Annotated in this window: 11 protein-coding genes; 6 read left to right on the forward strand and 5 right to left on the reverse strand. The window is 76.4% G+C overall.

The window, feature by feature from the left end; translation table 11 throughout:
* Positions 1-293 precede the first annotated feature (293 nt).
* Complete coding sequence (locus tag ACQFYA_RS06560) at positions 294-3,740, forward strand: PD-(D/E)XK nuclease family protein (RefSeq protein ID WP_499127457.1); 3,447 nt, start codon at positions 294-296, stop codon at positions 3,738-3,740.
* Positions 3,737-7,375 (forward strand): ATP-dependent DNA helicase, encoded by a 3,639-nt coding sequence (locus ACQFYA_RS06565; RefSeq protein ID WP_499122344.1) that lies wholly within the window; start codon positions 3,737-3,739, stop codon positions 7,373-7,375. Before ACQFYA_RS06560 ends, ACQFYA_RS06565 begins: the two co-directional genes overlap by 4 nt.
* 10 nt (positions 7,376-7,385) lie before the next feature.
* On the opposite strand, the gene cynS is transcribed toward ACQFYA_RS06565, so the two are convergent.
* From cynS to ACQFYA_RS06580, 3 genes are all read right to left on the reverse strand, one after another.
* Positions 7,386-7,835: a cyanase gene (gene cynS, locus ACQFYA_RS06570; protein WP_499122346.1), complete on the reverse strand. Its 450-nt coding sequence runs from the start codon at positions 7,833-7,835 to the stop codon at positions 7,386-7,388.
* A 45-nt stretch (positions 7,836-7,880) separates the two neighbouring features.
* Positions 7,881-8,741 (reverse strand): formate/nitrite transporter family protein, encoded by an 861-nt coding sequence (locus ACQFYA_RS06575; RefSeq protein WP_499122347.1) that lies wholly within the window; start codon positions 8,739-8,741, stop codon positions 7,881-7,883.
* Between the two features lie 200 nt (positions 8,742-8,941).
* A complete protein-coding gene (locus tag ACQFYA_RS06580; RefSeq protein WP_499122348.1) occupies positions 8,942-9,865 on the reverse strand; it encodes a macrolide 2'-phosphotransferase in 924 nt (307 codons plus the stop codon).
* 99 nt (positions 9,866-9,964) lie between these two features.
* On the opposite strand from ACQFYA_RS06580, the gene nudC reads away from it, so the two are divergent.
* Positions 9,965-10,957 carry an NAD(+) diphosphatase gene (gene nudC, locus ACQFYA_RS06585; protein ID WP_499122349.1) on the forward strand — a complete coding sequence of 331 codons (993 nt, stop codon included), beginning with the start codon at positions 9,965-9,967 and terminating at the stop codon, positions 10,955-10,957.
* A 3-nt stretch (positions 10,958-10,960) separates the two neighbouring features.
* On the opposite strand, the gene ACQFYA_RS06590 is transcribed toward nudC, so the two are convergent.
* Entirely contained in the window at positions 10,961-11,230 is a 270-nt protein-coding gene (locus tag ACQFYA_RS06590; RefSeq protein WP_499122350.1) for a mycoredoxin, read from the reverse strand.
* 59 nt (positions 11,231-11,289) lie between these two features.
* Between ACQFYA_RS06590 and ACQFYA_RS06595 the strand changes: the two genes are divergently transcribed.
* Both ACQFYA_RS06595 and ACQFYA_RS06600 read left to right on the forward strand, forming a co-directional pair.
* Positions 11,290-13,329: an ATP-dependent helicase gene (locus ACQFYA_RS06595; protein ID WP_499122351.1), complete on the forward strand. Its 2,040-nt coding sequence runs from the start codon at positions 11,290-11,292 to the stop codon at positions 13,327-13,329.
* A 534-nt stretch (positions 13,330-13,863) separates the two neighbouring features.
* Positions 13,864-14,235, forward strand: coding sequence for a WhiB family transcriptional regulator (locus ACQFYA_RS06600; protein WP_499122353.1), 372 nt, complete (start codon positions 13,864-13,866; stop codon positions 14,233-14,235).
* A gap of 121 nt (positions 14,236-14,356) precedes the next feature.
* Here ACQFYA_RS06600 and ACQFYA_RS06605 read toward each other — a convergent pair whose 3' ends face one another.
* Positions 14,357-15,442, reverse strand: a complete 1,086-nt coding sequence (locus ACQFYA_RS06605; protein WP_499122355.1) for a ThiF family adenylyltransferase — start codon at positions 15,440-15,442, stop codon at positions 14,357-14,359.
* Between the two features lie 130 nt (positions 15,443-15,572).
* Between ACQFYA_RS06605 and ACQFYA_RS06610 the strand changes: the two genes are divergently transcribed.
* On the forward strand, positions 15,573-16,121 hold the full coding sequence (locus ACQFYA_RS06610) for a SprT-like domain-containing protein (protein WP_499127458.1): 549 nt from the start codon (positions 15,573-15,575) through the stop codon (positions 16,119-16,121).
* The last annotated feature ends 3 nt before the right edge of the window (positions 16,122-16,124 follow it).

A 16,124-nucleotide genomic window follows, 5' to 3' on the forward strand; every position in this document is an offset into this window, starting at 1 on the left:
GTGCCGGCGCGCGTCTGTCGGCCATCTGTCGTTCCCGGTCACCCGGACGTCCCGGTCGATCCTAGTCACGGAGAGGCCGGTGCACGGGCCCGGGAGGCCTTTGTCAGCGGAGGGTGAAACTGCGCGCGCCGTGGACGGTCCCGGCGGCGTGGACGGGGCTGTCGGTGGGGCTGTCGGTGGGGCTGTCGGTGGGGCTGTCGGTGGGGCATGGTCGAATCGGTCCCGTGACGTCAGCGACATCCACCGCCCCGCGCCTCGTGCCGCCGGCGCCCGCCGACGTCGCCGCCTCCGAGATCGCGCTCGACGCCACGCAGGAGGCGGCCGTCGCGGCCGGCCTCGAGGGCCCGGCGACGCTGGTGGTCGGCGCCCCCGGGACCGGGCGCACGACGGTCGCGACGGCGGTCGCGGTCCGGGCGCTCGGGCTCCGGGACGGCGGGTCCGACGGCAGGCCCGAGGGCGACGGCGGCGACCACGGCGGAGCGGGCGTCGACCCGTCGCGCGTGCTGGTGCTCGCGGCGTCGCGCCGCTCGGCGGCGAGTCTGCGCGACCGTGTCACGGCACGGGCGGGCCGGACGGTCGGCGCGCCGATGGTGCGCACGGCGGCCTCGGCGGCGTTCGCGATCCTGCGCACGCGGACGGCGGCGCACGGCGACGCGGCGCCCACGCTCGTCTCCGGACCGGAGCAGGACCTCGTGCTCGCGGAGCTGCTGGAGGGGCACCTGTCGGGCGAGGGCACCGACCTCGACCTGCCGGCCGGGCTGCCCGCCGAGTCGTTGGGGCTGCGCGGGCTGCGCCAGGAGCTGCGCGACCTGCTGATGCGTGCCGCGGAGCGCGGGCTCGGGCCGGTGGACCTCGACGAGCTGGGGCGCCGGCACGACCGGCCGGAGTGGGTGCTCGCGGCGCAGCTTTACGAGGAGTACCTGGACGTGACGACGCTGCGGCTCGCCACCCCGGACGCGGGCCCGCGGTACGACCCGGCCGGGGTGATCGATGAGGCGGCACACGCGCTCGCGGCGTGGGACGACGAGCTGCCGGACGTCCCGCGCCCCACCTGGGACCTGGTGGTGGTCGACGACTACCAGGAGGCCACGGTCGCCACCGCGCGCCTGCTGCACGTCCTGCACGACGCCGGCGCCCGCCTCGTGCTGCTCGCCGACCCCGACTCCGCGGTGCAGGGGTTCCGCGGCGCCTCCCCGGGCCTCGTGGGCCGCGCCGCCGCCCCGGTGCGCGCCGGCGTCCTGGGGGCGTTCGACGCGCGCACGGTCGTGCTGGGCACGGCGTGGCGCCAGCCCGCGGAGCTGCGCGCCGTGACGCGCGCGGTCACGTCGCGCGTCGCGACCGTCTCGGGTGCGCTGCACCGCGGCGCCGGCGCGCGGCCGGAGGAGGACGCCGAGGCGGGCGGTACCTCCGAGGACCTCGACCGTGCCGACGTCGCCGACACCGCCGACGTCGCCGACACCGCCGACACCGCCGACACCGCCGACACCGCCGACGTCGACGGTGTCGAGGACGTCGAGGACGTCGAGGCACCGGGGGGCGTCCAGGTCGCCGTGCTCGCCGGCCCGGCGCAGGAGGCCGCGTACGTGGCGCGCGAGCTGCGGGCGGAGCACCTGCTGCACCGCACGCCGTGGGAGCGGATGGCGGTGGTGGCGCGCAGCGGCGACCGGCTCGCGTCGCTGCGCCGCGACCTCGTCGCGGCGTCGGTCCCCGTGGCGCTGCTGGGCTCCGACCTGCCCCTGCGCGACGAGCCGGCGGCGTCGCCCCTGCTCGCGGCGCTGCGCGTGTGCGCTGCGGGAGGCGGGGTCGAGCGGCTGCTCGCGGACGAGCTGGGGGAGCCCGGGCCGGGAGTGGACTCGACCCTCGACGCCGAGACCGCGACCCTGCTGCTCACGTCGCCCGTCGGCGGGCTCGACGCGGTGGCGCTGCGCCGGCTGCGACGGGCCCTGCGGGCGGAGGAGCTCGCGGGCGGCGGAGGCCGGTCGTCGGACGCGCTGCTCGTCGAGGTGCTGGACGACCCGGCGCGCGCGGAGACGCTTGCCGCCCCGGTGCGTCGCGGGCCGGTGGCCGTCGCGCGCGTGCTCGCCGCCGGGCGGGCGGCGGCCGCCGAGCCGGGCGCCACCGCGCAGACCGTGCTGTGGGCCGTGTGGGCGGCGACCGGGCTCGCCGCCCGGTGGCGCGACGCCGCGCTGGCGGGCGGGCCCGCGGGGGCGCGCGCCGACCGCGACCTGGACGCCGTCCTCGCGCTGTTCCGGGCGGCGGAGACCTACGTGGACCGGATGCCCGGCGCCCCGGTGGCGGCGTTCGTCGACTACCTGGCGTCGCAGGACCTTCCGGCGGACTCGCTCGCGGCGTCCGCGGTCGGTGCGCACGCCGTCGAGGCGCTGACGCCGGCCGGCGCGGCGGGCCGCGAGTGGGACGTCGTCGTCGTGGTCGGCGTGCAGGACGGGGTGTGGCCCGACCTGCGGCTGCGCGACTCGTTGCTGGGCTCGCAGGCGCTGGTCGAGCTGCTCGCGGGGCGTTCCGAGAACGCGCACGGGATGGGCCCGGAGGCCCGCCGCCAGGTGCTGGCCGACGAGCTGCGCGCGTTCGCGGTCGCGACGTCGCGGTCGCGGCGCCGGTTGGTCGTGACGGCGGTCGAGGACGCCGAGGACGCGCCGTCGGTGTTCCTCGACCTGGTGTCGCCGCCGGACGCCCCCGACGCCCCCGCCGGCGGCGAGGGCCCCGACCCGAGGCGCGTGACCGTCGGCCCGCCGCTCGACCTGCGCGGCGTGGTCGCCGAGGCGCGCGCGACGCTGGTCCGCGCCGCCCGCGACGGCGTCCCCGACGGCGCACTCGAGGACGCGCCGGACGGCGCTGCCGACGGGCCCGCGGCGGTCGCGGCCGCCCTGCTCGCCGACCTGGCCGACGCGGGGATCGCGGAGGCCGACCCGCGCACCTGGTACGGCGTCGCCGCGACGTCCGTGGACGCGCCGCTCTGGGGCCCGCAGGACGTCGTGACGGTCTCGCCGTCGAAGGTGGAGACCGTGAGCACGTGCGCGCTGAAGTGGGCGTTCGAGGCGGCCGGCGCCACCGCGCCCGATGCCACCCACCAGTCGCTCGGCACGCTGGTGCACGAGATCGCCGAGACGCTGCCGAAGGCGTCGTTGACCGACCTGCGCGCCGAGCTCGACCGCCGCTGGCCCGAGCTCGCCCTGCCCGAGGGGTGGCCCGCGCGGCAGCTGCGCCGGCGCGCGGAGCAGATGGTGGAGCGGCTCGCCGCCTACTACGCCGACGCGGGCGAGCCGCTGCTGGTGGAGCCGGAGTTCGAGCTCACCGTGGGACGGGCCCGGCTGCGGGGCAAGATCGACCGGGTCGAGGACGCGGGGGACGAGGGCGTGACGGTCGCCGACCTCAAGACCGGCCGCAGCGCGCCGGCCCGGGCGAAGGCGACCGAGCACCCGCAGCTCGGGGCGTACCAGCTCGCGGTGGCCGAGGGCGCGCTCGACCTGCCGCCCGGCACGCCCAGCGCGGGCGCGCGGCTCGTGTACGTCGGCACGCCCACGGTGGCGCCCACCCTGCGCAGCCAGCCCGCCCTGGCGGTCGAGCAGGACGGGTCGAGCTGGGCCCGCGCGCTGGTGGAGAGCGCCGCCGACACGATGGCCGCCGCCCGCTTCACCGCGCACGAGAACGACCTGTGCCCCATGTGCCCCGTGCGTCGGTCGTGCCCCGTGCAGCTCGAGGGAAGGAACGTGATCGGATGACCGGCGACCCCACCCCCGGGGCGGCGCCCGACCCCGAGCACGGCCGACCGGAGGGGCCCGCGGACGACGCGTGGGCGGCCCTCGGCGAGCCCGGCCGCGAGGCGGAGCTCGGGTTCCCGGAGCTCGCGGGCCTCGGCGGGGTCGGCGCGGCGTCGCCCGACGGGGTGCTCTTCGACGACGCGCTCCTGGCCGGCGCCCCCGCGCGCCCCGACGAGCGCCCCGCGGCGCCGGCCGTGTCCGCCCGCGAGATCGCCGACCTCCTCGGGCGTCCGGCGCCCACCGACGAGCAGGTGGCGGTCATCGAGGCGCCGCTGGAGCCCGTGCTCGTCGTCGCCGGCGCCGGGTCGGGCAAGACGGAGACGATGGCGGCCCGTGTGGTGTGGCTCATCGCGAACGACCTGGTCGCGCCCGAGGAGGTGCTCGGGCTGACCTTCACCCGCAAGGCGGCGGCCGAGCTGACGCAGCGGGTCCAGTCCCGCCTGGCGCAGCTCGCCCGCGCGCAGGGCCGCGCGACGTCGGGCCTCGACCTGCTCGCGCGGCCCACGGTCGCGACCTACAACGCGTACGCCGCGTCGCTGGTCGCCGACCACGGGCTGCGCCTCGGCATCGAGCCGGGCTCCCGGCTGCTGGGCGAGGCCAACCAGTGGCAGCTTGCGGCGCAGGTCGTGGAGTCGTGGGCCGACGACCTCGGCACCGACCGCGCGGTGAGCACCGTCGTCGGGGCGGTGCTCGCGCTGTCGGGCGCGCTGGGCGAGCACCTGCTGCCCGTGGACGACGCCCGCGAGGCGCTCGCCGACGTCGTCGCCCGCCTCGACGCCGTCCCGCTGGGGCCGCGGCAGAAGAAGCGGACCAAGGAGATCCAGGGCCTCGTCGACTCCGTGGCCGAGCGGACCCGGCTCCTGGACCTCGTCGCCGAGTACCGCCGGCGCAAGCGGGTCGTCGACGCGCTGGACTTCGGCGACCAGATCGCCTTCGCCGCCGAGCTGGCCCGCTCGGTGCCGGCGGTCGGCGCCACCGAGCGGTCCCGGTACCCCGTCGTGCTGCTGGACGAGTACCAGGACACCTCGTTCGCGCAGGTGGAGCTCCTCGCCGGGCTCTTCGGCGGCGGCCACGCCGTGACCTCGGTGGGCGACCCGCACCAGTCGATCTACGGCTGGCGCGGCGCGTCGGCGTCCGGGCTCGCGCGGTTCCCCGAGCGGTTCCGCACCCGCGGCGGCGCGCCGGCGACGGTGCGGTACCTCAGCACGTCGTGGCGCAACGACGCGGTGGTCCTGGCGGCCGCGAACGTCGCCGCCGGGCCGCTGCGCGAGCGGGCACGCCTGGTCGGCACGGGCGTCGACGTGCCGCCGCTGGACCTGCGCCCCGGCGCGGGTACGGGCGCCGTGCGCGCGCACGTGGCCGCCACCAGCGAGGAGGAGGCCGAGGCGGCCGCGGAGTTCGTCGCGGCACGCTGGCGCCGCGCGACCCGGCGCGACGGCTCCGACCGGGTGACGGCGGCGGTGCTGTGCCGGGCGAGGTCGCAGTTCGCGGCGGTCGAGGTGGCGCTGCGGCGCCGCGGGCTGCCCGTGGAGGTCGTCGGCCTGGGCGGTCTGCTGTCCACGCCGGAGGTGGTGGACGTCGTCGCGCTGCTGGAGGCCGTGCACGACCCGTCGCGCGGCGACTCGCTGCTGCGCCTGCTCACGGGGCCGCGGGCCAACCTCGGGGCCGCCGACCTGCACGCACTCGGCTCGTGGGCGTCGGACCTCGCGCGCGCCGACGGCGCCCGGCCCGGCAGCCCCGCCGGCGGGCCGGGCGGGCCGGACGACGACGCACCCGTGGTGATCGAGGGCGACGTCGTGGACCACCGCTCGATCGTCGACGCCCTGGACGACCTGCCCGCGCCCGGCCGGCCGGCGCGCGACGGCCGTGTGCTGTCCGCGGCCGGGCACGGCCGGCTGACGGCGCTGGCCCGCCTGCTGCGCGAGCTGCGCGGACTCACCTACCTGTCGCTGCCCGAGCTGGTGGTCGCCGCCGAGCGTGCGCTGGGGCTCGACGTCGAGGTGGCGACCGCGCAGGTCCTCGCCGACACGCTTGCTCCGGGCGCGCATGGGGCCCCCCTCGGGGCCGCCGCGGCGGGGGTGTCCCTGCGCGGCCGGGAGCACCTCGACGCGTTCCGCGACGTCGCCGCGAGCTTCGCGCAGTCGGCGGACGTCGCGACCCTGGGCGCGTTCCTCGCGTGGCTCGGCGTCGCGGGGGACCAGGAGCGCGGCCTCGACATGCCGGTGCGCGAGCCCGACCCGGACGCCGTGCAGGTCATCACCGCGCACGCCGCCAAGGGTCTGGAGTGGGACGTCGTGGCGGTGCCCGGGCTGGTGGACGGCATCTTCCCGAGCCAGGCGGAGTCGTCGCAGGGGCGGCTGGACGGCGGCTGGCTCACGGACGTCTCGTCGCTGCCGTACCACCTGCGCGGCGACGCGGCGGACCTGCCGGTCTTCACCTGGGCGGACGCCGCGGACACCAAGGACCTCGCCGCGCGCCGGGACCAGTTCCGCGCGGACTGCGGTGCGCACCGCCTCGCCGAGGAGCGCCGGCTCGCGTACGTCGCGTTCACCCGGGCCCGGCGCGAGCTGTTCCTCACCGCGCACTGGTGGGGCACGGGCAGCACGCCGCGGCGGGTCTCGCCGTTCCTCGCGGAGCTGGTCGACGCCGGGGTGGTGGACGCGGGTGGCTGGGCCGACCAGCCCGACCCCGCGACGGGCAACCCCCGCGACGCGGTGGAGCACGCCGCCCCGTGGCCCGCGCCCGACGCGACGCCCCCGGAGAACGGGGCGACCGACGCGGACCCCTCCGACCCGGCGAGCGCCGGGCCGACCCCGCGCGACGTGCTGCGCGCGACGGCGGCGAGCGTCGACGCGGCGCGCGCCGCGGGGGAGGGCGCCACGACGGGCGTGCTGCGCGACGCCGCCGGCCGCGACCTCGTCCTGCTGGCCCGGACGTTGCTGACGGAGCGGGGGGAGCGCGCGTCGCGCGAGGTCGAGATGCCCGCGCACGTCTCGGCGTCCGGCCTGGTGCGGCTGGCCGACGACCGGGCGGGGTTCGCCCTCCAGCTGCGGCGCCCGGTGCCGCAGCAGCCCACCGTGCACGCCCGCCGCGGCACCCGCTTCCACGAGTGGGTGGAGCGGTTCTTCACGTCGTCGTCGCTGGTCGACGTCGACGACCTGCCGGGGGCGGAGGACGGGGAGATCGCGCCCGACGTCGACCTGGAGACCCTGCGGCAGCGGTTCCTCGACTCGCCGTGGGCGGCCCGTGCGCCGCTGGCCGTCGAGGTGGACGTGGAGACTCCCGTCGCCGGGGTGATGCTGCGTAGCCGGATCGACGCCGTCTTCGCCGACCCGGAGGCGCCGACCGCCGCGGACGGCGAGCCGCCGGCCGTCGTCGTCGTGGACTGGAAGACCGGCCACGAGCCCCGCGACGCCGCCGCCCGCGCCGCGCGCGAGGTGCAGCTCGCCGTGTACCGGCTGGCGTGGTCCCGGTACACGGGGCTGCCCCTCGAGCGCGTGTCGGCGGCCTTCGTCTACGTGGTCAGCGGCACGACCGTGCGCCCGCGCCGCCTGCTCGACGAGGCCGAGCTGGAGGCCCTGGTGCGCGGGGAGTGACGACCCGCCGTCACCACCGGTAGTCCAGGAACTTCCCGTCGAAGGTCACGACCACGCGGTCGCCGTCGGGGTGCGGCCGCCGGGCGATGTCGACCTGGAAGTTGATCGCGGACATGATGCCGTCGCCGAACTCCTCGTGGATGAGCTCTTTGAGCGCCGGCCCGTACACGCTGAGCGCCTCGTGGAAGCGGTAGATCGTGGGGTCGGTCGCCACGGCCTCGTCGCGCACGCGGTACGGCTGCAGGCGCAGCGCCTCGGCGACGTCCTCGCCCAGCCCCAGCACCTCGCACGCCGCGGCCGCCTGGTCGGCGCTCATCGGGTGGTGGCCGAGCAGCGCCGCTGTCGTCCACACGACGGGGGTGCCGAGCGTGTCGGCGATCTCCTGCCAGGTGAGGCCGGAGCGGATGCGGGCCGTGACCACCTGCTCGGCGGCGGCGGCCTTGGTCATCATGGGGTCCACGGGTGTCCTTCGGTGGGTGGGACGGGGTGCGGGGGGCGCGGCCGGTCAGCCGACCGGCGTGGCGACGCGGTCCTCGACGGCGGGCTCGACCGGCGTGGGACGACGGCGCTCCGGGCGGGTGCGGTAGTGCGTGAGGTACAGCGGCAGGCCGACGAACGTCAGGCCGCCGACGAGGTTGCCGAGCACGGTGGGGAGCTCGTTCCACATCAGGTAGTCCATGACGGTGAAGTCGCCGCCGAGCAGCAGGCCGGACGGGAACAGGAACATGTTCACCACGGAGTGCTCGAAGCCCATGTAGAAGAAGAGGAACACCGGCATCCACATCACGACGGCCTTGCTGATCGTGTCCTTCGACATGAGGAACGCGACCACGCCCGTGGAGACCATCCAGTTGCAGAGCACGCCGCGCACGAACAGCGTGAGCATGCCGGCGGCGCCGTGGTCGGCGTAACCGACCGTGCGGCCCTCGCCGATCACGCCGATGGCCTGCCCGATCTCGTTGGGCGGCGTGGAGAAGCCGTAGGTGAACGTGATCGCCATGAGCACCGCCACCGTGAACGCGCCGGCGAAGTTGCCGCAGAACACCAGGCCCCAGTTGCGCCACATGCCGGCCCAGGTGGCGCCGGGCCGGCGGGCGATGACGGCGAACGGCACCAGCGTGAACACGCCCGTGAGCAGGTCGAAGCCCATCAGGTACAGCATGATGAAGCCGATCGGGAAGAACACCGCGCCCAGCAGCGGGTTCCCGGTGTTCGTGGAGATGGTCACCGCCATCGCGGCGGCCAGCGCGAGGATGGCGCCACCCATGAACGAGCGGATGAGGGTGTCCCGGGTGGACATGAACAGCTTCTTCTCGCCGGTGGCGATCATCTGCGAGACGAAGTCCTGCGGCATCACGTACGACATGGCGACCCTTCGGCGGGAGTGACGGCGGTCCGTGCTGCCGCCGAGTCTCACGGGCGCCGGTTCGCTCCGCGTTGAGCGCAGGTTGAGGCCGTGTTTCGGGATACCAATTCAGGTAAGACCTGGGTTACAGGCGCCTCGCAGGCGGCGCTCAGCCGTCGAGAGAGCCGTGCGGAGCAGACGAGGGAGAGCCGGCCCCGCCGTCAGGCGGGCGCGTCCTCGCGGGTCGCCTCGTCGAGGTCGGCCAGCATCGCCTCGGCGTCGGCGACGACGTCGGGCAGGCCGCGGCGGACGCCGTGCAGCAGCCAGCGCGCCAGCGCCAGCTCGCCGACGAGCAGCGCACGGTCGACGAGCCGTGCGTCGTGCAGCTCGGTGCGACGCAGCTGGTAGGCCTCCATGATCGAGTCCACGGCGTCGGGCGGCGCGGCGACGAGCAGCCAGGCGAGGTCGTCCGCCGGGTCGGCCACGCGGGCGTCGGACCAGCCGCTGACCGCGGTGACCCGGCCGCCGGTGACGAGCATCTGCTCGGTGGCGAGGTCGCCGTGCACGACGACCGGCTGGAACCGCCACAGCGCCACGTCCTCGAGCGCGGCCTCCCAGCGCCGCAGCAGCGTCGGCGGCACGAGCCCGGTCGTGGCGGCCTCGTCGAGCTCGACGAGGCGGCGCTCGCGGTACTCGGCGGCCGTGTACGACGGCAGCCCGCACGACTCCACGACGGAGGCGGGGAGCTCGTGCACGGCGGCGAGGGTGCGCCCGAGGTCGGCGGCGAGGCCAGGGCCGGGGCGCAGCGCCTCGAGGTCGAGGGCCGTGCCGGTCACGTGCCGGTGCACGACGGCGCGCCCGCCCTCGGGCAGCAGCGCGAAACCGGCCACCTGGGGCACGGTGAAGGGCAGCACCCCGGCGTCGACGTACAGGTGCAGCGCCTCGAGCAGCTCGGTCTCCGCCTCGAGGGCGGCGCCGGCCATCGTGGTGCGGGGCGCGCGCACGAGCCAGTCCACGCCGTCGTCCGCCGTGACGACCGCGACGTCGTAGTCGCCCGGCAGCTCCTCGGGGCGGACCGAGCGGGCGTCCAGGCCCGGGACGGCGGCCGTCGCGAGGGCGGCGAGAGCGAGCGGACTGCGTGGCACCCGCCCACCGTAGACGTGCCGGGGCCCGCCCGGGAGCACCGCGGCGCGCGTGTCCGCCGCCGTCGTCCCCCGGCGCCCCGCCGCGGGTACGGTCGAGGCGTGACGGCACCCTTCCCCCTCCCCGACCTCACGTTCACCCACGCCACCCACGACCGGGCCGCCGAGCGCCGCGTCGAGCCGGGCCTGGTGCCGCGGCTGCTGGTCGACCCCGCGACCCGGGTGCTCCTGGTGCTGCGCGGCCGGGTGGCGGTCGACGCCGCGGGCGACCCGCTGCTGGTCGACCCCGCGGCGGTCGCCGGGCTCCCGGCCGAGCCGGACGGTCCCGACGGGCACGCGGCCGGGCACCGGTGGCTGTTCCTCGGCGAGGAGGGCGGCGCCGGGCTGCTCGGCCTCGTGCTCCCCGACGAGGCGGACGCCGACGCGGTCGGCATCGAGGGCGTGTCCCCGTCGTCCACGGGCGCGCGGCTCGTGCGGGAGCACGCCTGGGCGGGCCTGCGCGAGGTCGGCGGCCGCCGCGGCGACGCGCTCGCCGCGGAGGCGGTCGCCCTCGCCGCGTGGCACGCCTCGCACGAGCGCTGCCCGCGGTGCGGCGAGCCGACCGTCGTCGAGCAGGCGGGCTGGGTGCGCCGCTGCCCGGCGCAGGACGTGGAGATCTACCCGCGCACGGACCCGGCGGTGATCATGGCCGTCGTCGACGACGACGACCGGCTGCTGCTGGGACACGCCGCGCACTGGCCGGAGGGCCGGTTCTCGACGCTCGCCGGCTACGTGGAGCCGGGGGAGGGGCTCGAGCATGCCGTGCGCCGCGAGGTCGCCGAGGAGTCGTCGGTCGTGATCGGGGACGGGCCGGGCGACGTCGTGTACCGCGGGAGCCAGCCGTGGCCGTTCCCGGCGTCGCTCATGCTCGGCTTCCGGGCGCGGGCGGTCGCCACCGACATCGAGGTGGACGGCGTCGAGGTGACCACCGCGCGGTGGTTCACCCGCGACGACCTGGCCGCGGGCGTGCGGGCCGGGGAGATCGGCCTGCCCGGGCGGCCGTCGATCGCGCGCGCCCTCGTCGAGGAGTGGTTCGGGGCGGAGCTGCCCGGCTGAACCTCAGGAGGAGAGGCGCGCCCACACGTCGTTCAGCGACGGGTTCGTCGCGGCGGACCCGTCGGGGAAGACGACGGTCGGGACGGTGCGGTTGCCGCCGTTGACCTGCTCGACGAACTCCGCCGTCTCCGGCTGGTCCTCGATGTCGACCACCGTGTACGCGATGCCCTCGGAGTCGAGCTGGGTGCGCAGCCGGCGGCAGTAGCCGCACCACGCGGTCGAGTACATCGTGACCGTGCCCTGCTCGGGGAGCTGCGGCGTGACGGCGGTCATGGGTCCTCCTGGGGACGACGGGAGCGAGGTGTCGGCGACGGCTGCGAGAATCGCAGACGATGTCGACCACCACCAACTTCCCGACCGCCCCGCTTCATCCCGACGCGATCCTCGACGCGCTCGACCCCGAGCAGCGGGAGGTGGCGCTCGCCCTGACCGGGCCGGTGTGCGTGCTCGCGGGCGCGGGCACGGGCAAGACGCGCGCGATCACGCACCGCATCGCCTACGGGGTGCGGTCCGGCACGTACAAGCCGACGTCGGTGCTCGCGGTGACCTTCACGGCCCGCGCGGCGGGGGAGATGCGCACCCGGCTGCGCGAGCTCGGGGTGGCCGGCGTCCAGGCGCGCACGTTCCACGCGGCCGCGCTGCGCCAGCTCGGATACTTCTGGCCGCGGGTCGTGGGCGGCGCCCCGCCCCGGATCCTGGAGCACAAGGCACCCGCGGTCGCGGAGGCCGCCCGCAGGGTGGGGGTGAGCGTCGACCGCGTCGCGGTGCGCGACCTGTCCTCCGAGGTGGAGTGGGCCAAGGTCTCGCTCGTCACCGCCGAGGACTACGTGCGTGCCGCGGCCGCCGACGACCGCCCCGCGCCGTCGGGCTACGACCACCAGACGGTCGCGCGCCTGATCACGGCCTATGAGGACGTCAAGACCGAGCGCGGCGTGATCGACTTCGAGGACGTCCTGCTCATGCTCGCGGACATGCTGGGCTCCCACCGCCAGGTGGCCGACGAGGTGCGCTCCCAGTACCGGCACTTCGTCGTCGACGAGTACCAGGACGTCTCGCCGCTGCAGCAGTTCCTGCTCGACCAGTGGCTGGGCGGTCGCAAGGAGCTGTGCGTGGTCGGCGACCCGTCGCAGACCATCTACTCGTTCACGGGCGCGACGCCGCACTACCTGCTCGACTTCACACGCACGTACGCGGACGCGCAGGTGGTGCGCCTGGTGCGCGACTACCGGTCCACGCCGCAGGTCGTGCACCTCGCCAACCAGGTGCTGCGCCGCGGCCGCGTGCCGGGCGCGCTCGAGCTCGTGGCGCAGCGGCCGGCGGGCCCGCCCGTGAGCTTCACCACCTACGACGACGACGACGCGGAGGCCGCCGGCATCGCCGCCCGGGCGGGCCGCCTCGTCGCCTCGGGGGTGCGGCCCAGCGAGATCGCGGTGCTCTACCGCACCAACGCCCAGTCGGCGGCGTTCGAGTCGGCGCTCGCGGACGCCGGCCTCAGCTACCTGGTGCGCGGCGGCGAGCGGTTCTTCCAGCGCAAGGAGGTGCGCGACGCGATCGTGCTCCTGCGCGGCGCCGCCCGGTCCGCCGACCCGGACCAGCCCATGCCCGAGCAGGTGCGCGACGTGCTGACCTCGGCCGGCTGGTCCGAGCAGCCGCCCGCGGCGCGGGGTGCCGCGCGGGAGCGCTGGGAGGCGATGCAGGCGCTCGTCGGGCTGGCCGACGACGTCGCCGCCGCGGCCCCGGCGGACACGCCGGCCACGACGGCCACGCTCGTCGCCGAGCTGGAGGAGCGCGCGTCGGCGCAGCACGCCCCGACCGTCGAGGGCGTCACGCTGGCGTCGCTGCACGCGGCCAAGGGCCTGGAGTGGGACGCCGTCTTCCTCGCGGGTGTGAGCGAGGGGCTGATGCCGATCTCGTTGGCGGAGACGGACGAGGGCGTCGCGGAGGAGCGCCGGCTCCTCTACGTGGGGGTCACGCGGGCCCGGGAACACCTGGAGCTGTCGTTCGCCCGCTCCCGCAACCCCGGCGGCCGGGCCTCGCGCAAGCGCACGCGGTTCCTCGACGGGCTGTGGCCGGACGACCCGGCCGACCGTCGGGGTCGCTCCCGCGGTGCGGCGCGCGGACAGGCCCGCCAGCAGCTCACGGGGGACCACGACGTCGCCCTGTTCGACGCCCTGCGCGAGTGGCGGCTGTCGGTGGCGCGCGAGACGGACAAGCCGGCGTTCACCGTCCTGGGTGACGCGACCCTGGCCGCCATCGCGGAGCTCAAGCCGACCTCGGTCGCGCAGCTGGCGCGGGTGAACGGCGTCGGGCCGGCGAAGATCGACCGGTACGGGGAGACGATCCTGGCGATCGTGGCCGGCTCGGTCGACTGATCCCAGGGTGCGATCGTACGGCTGACGGGGTCGGCCGTGGCCCCTGGGGGTGCCCCGGGAAACTCGTCAAAAAAAATCCGGAAAAAGATATGGCGGTCCCGATGAGTCCGTCTATGCTCGGAGAGTCCCAAGACGGAGTGGCGTCTGCCGAGAGGCGGAGCGTCCGAGAGCAGTGAGGAGGTGGGTGCAAACGATGGACACGATGACTCAGGTCGTGATGGCGAACGCGTCTGTTGGCGCGCCCGGGTACACGTCTGCCCGTGGCGAGCTCAGCGCAGTCGTCCCGTTCCGTGCGCGGAAGCACGGAGCAGGCAACGCCGATCTCCACATCGCACCCGACTCCGCCCCCTGGAGCCATCCGGTCTAAGCACCGGACCAGGCCGCGGAGTCCTACCGGGACCCGCGGCTTTCGTCTTTCCGCCCAGGGAAGAAGACCTCACCAGGTCGCACGAACCGGCCCCCTGACTCCAGGGGGCCACCCGCAGGTCCTGAACACCGACGTTCATACACACCCAGGACCTGACGGAGGAACTCGTGCGTCTCGCACAGTTGTTGGACGAGCGGCTGCTCGACACGACCCCCCAGGGCGGATCCGGCCCCTGGACCCCGCATCAACCCCTCACCCAGAGCCCGGCCGAGGTGGCCGAGCTCGACCGACAGTTCGCGGCGCTCCTGCCCTGCCGTACGGGCGACCCCGAGCTGTGGTTCGCCGAGCACACCGCCCAGGTCGAAGAGGCCAAGGCGCTGTGCCGCTCCTGCCCGCTGCAGGCCGGCTGCCTCTCCGGCGCTCTCGAGCGCCAGGAGCCGTGGGGCGTGTGGGGTGGTGAGGTCTTCGTCGACGGCAAGGTCGTCGCCCGCAAGCGCGGTCGCGGCCGGCCCCGGAAGTCGGAGACCGTCGCAGCATGATCGCGCAGCGCGCCCGGGACATCCCCGGCGCCGCTGCACCGACGGGCCTCCGGCGAGACCCGGGGGAGCACGACCGCACCGTGTGCGGAGCGTGCCCCTCTGTCTCGCCGGGGGCCCGTCGTCACGCCCGGACCGGCCTCCGGTCCGGGGACGGCAGCCCGGTGCAGCCGCAGCGCGGGTGCGGCGCGAGCTCGCGCACCCGGGGCACGGCCTCGGGGAGCGCCACCTCCAGCAGGCGGCCCACGGCCGCGGGCACCGCGCCGTCGATCAGCGCGAGCACCTGCCCGGCCCCCAGCGCGGCCGCCGTCGCGGCGAGCGTGGTCTCGTGCGCGACGTCGGCGGCGGGCAGGCGGGCGAGGTCCGCGACGACGTGCGGCCAGCGCCGGTCGGCGTCGTCCGCGTGGCGGTCGGCGCACCCGACGCACGCCGACCGACCGGGCAGCACGAGCGGGCCGAGGACGACGTCTGCCTCGCGCACCACGACGGGCAGGTGCGGGACGTCCGCGCCCAGCAGCCGCTCGTAGCGTTCCGGCCGGGCGGCGTGCGACTCCACGACCACGACGGCGTCGGGCAGCCGTGGGCCCCGCAGCTCGGTGCTCACGCGCAGCCGTGGGTGGCGCGCTCCCAGCAGCTCGGCGGCCGCCCGCTCCCGCGGGCGCCCGAGGTCCGCCGGCTCGAACCCGCCGAGCCCGAGGTCGCCGACCTGCACCGGGTCCCGGTCGTCGAGCACGAGGGCGCCGACGCCGGCGGTCGCCAGGTGCTCGGCCAGCGCCACGCCCAGCCGGCCGAGTCCGTGCAGCCCGACCGTGCACGCGGCGCGGCGCGAGATCGTCGCCTCGCCGGCGCCGTCCGGGCGCAGGGCGCCCAGCACGGCGACGTCCGGCGACCAGTCCGCGGCGTCGGCGTCGCCGGCCGGCGGGGCCGGGCGCACCAGGAACCCGCCGTCGGCCAGGGCGCGCAGGATCTGCGACCGGCGCGCGGGGCTGACGCCCCAGTGCCGGGCGCCGCGCTCCAGGGACCGGTGCCGGCGGGCGCCGGCGTCGCGCAACCAGCCGGCCTCGTGCTCGGCGAGCCCCGACAGGACCATGCTCCACCGGGGGTCCGTCCCGAGCTGGACCTCGCCGTCGCCGTGGTCGAGCACGGGCGTCGCGGGGCGGAGCGTGAGGAGGGTGCCGGCCCCCGGGGCCGGGCTGTCGGCGTCTGCCATGCGGTCACCCTGGCACGCGCCGGGGTGACCCCTGCGGCGTCGTCCACAGGTGCCGTGGGCAGCGAGTTCGTGTGTTCTGCCGCACAATGTGGGCGATTCCCGGTACCGTCGTACCGTGGCCCACGACACCATGACGTCGGTGGAGGTCCGGCGCAGCCGTCGGCGGACCGCCACGGTGAGCGCGTACCGCGACGGAGAGCGGACCGTCGTGGCTATTCCTGCGCGCTTCTCCCGCGCCCAGGAGCGCGAGTGGGTGGCGAAGATGCTCGCGCGGCTCGAGGACAAGGAACGCCGCCGCCGCCCCTCCGACGCGCAGCTCGTGCAGCGTGCGCACGACCTCTCCGAGCGCTACCTCGAGGGGCGGGCGCGGCCGTCGAGCGTCTCGTGGTCTCCCCACCAGGGCCGGCGATGGGGCTCGTGCACCCTCGTCGACGGCTCGATCAGGATCTCCACGCGGGTGCAGGGCATGCCGGAATGGGTGCTCGACTACGTGCTGCTGCACGAGCTGGCGCACCTGCTGCACGCCGGCCACGGGCCCGCCTTCTGGCAGCTGCTCGAGGGTTACCCGCGCACCGAGCGGGCGCGCGGATTCCTCGAGGGGGTCTCGTTCGTCCAGGACGAGGGCGGCGCGACGCCGGCCCCCGCGGACGACGACGAGCCGGCGGCCGCGGGAGCCTGAGGC

The sequence above is a fragment of the Promicromonospora sp. Marseille-Q5078 genome (assembly GCF_050315395.1).
Lineage (GTDB): Bacteria > Actinomycetota > Actinomycetes > Actinomycetales > Cellulomonadaceae > Isoptericola.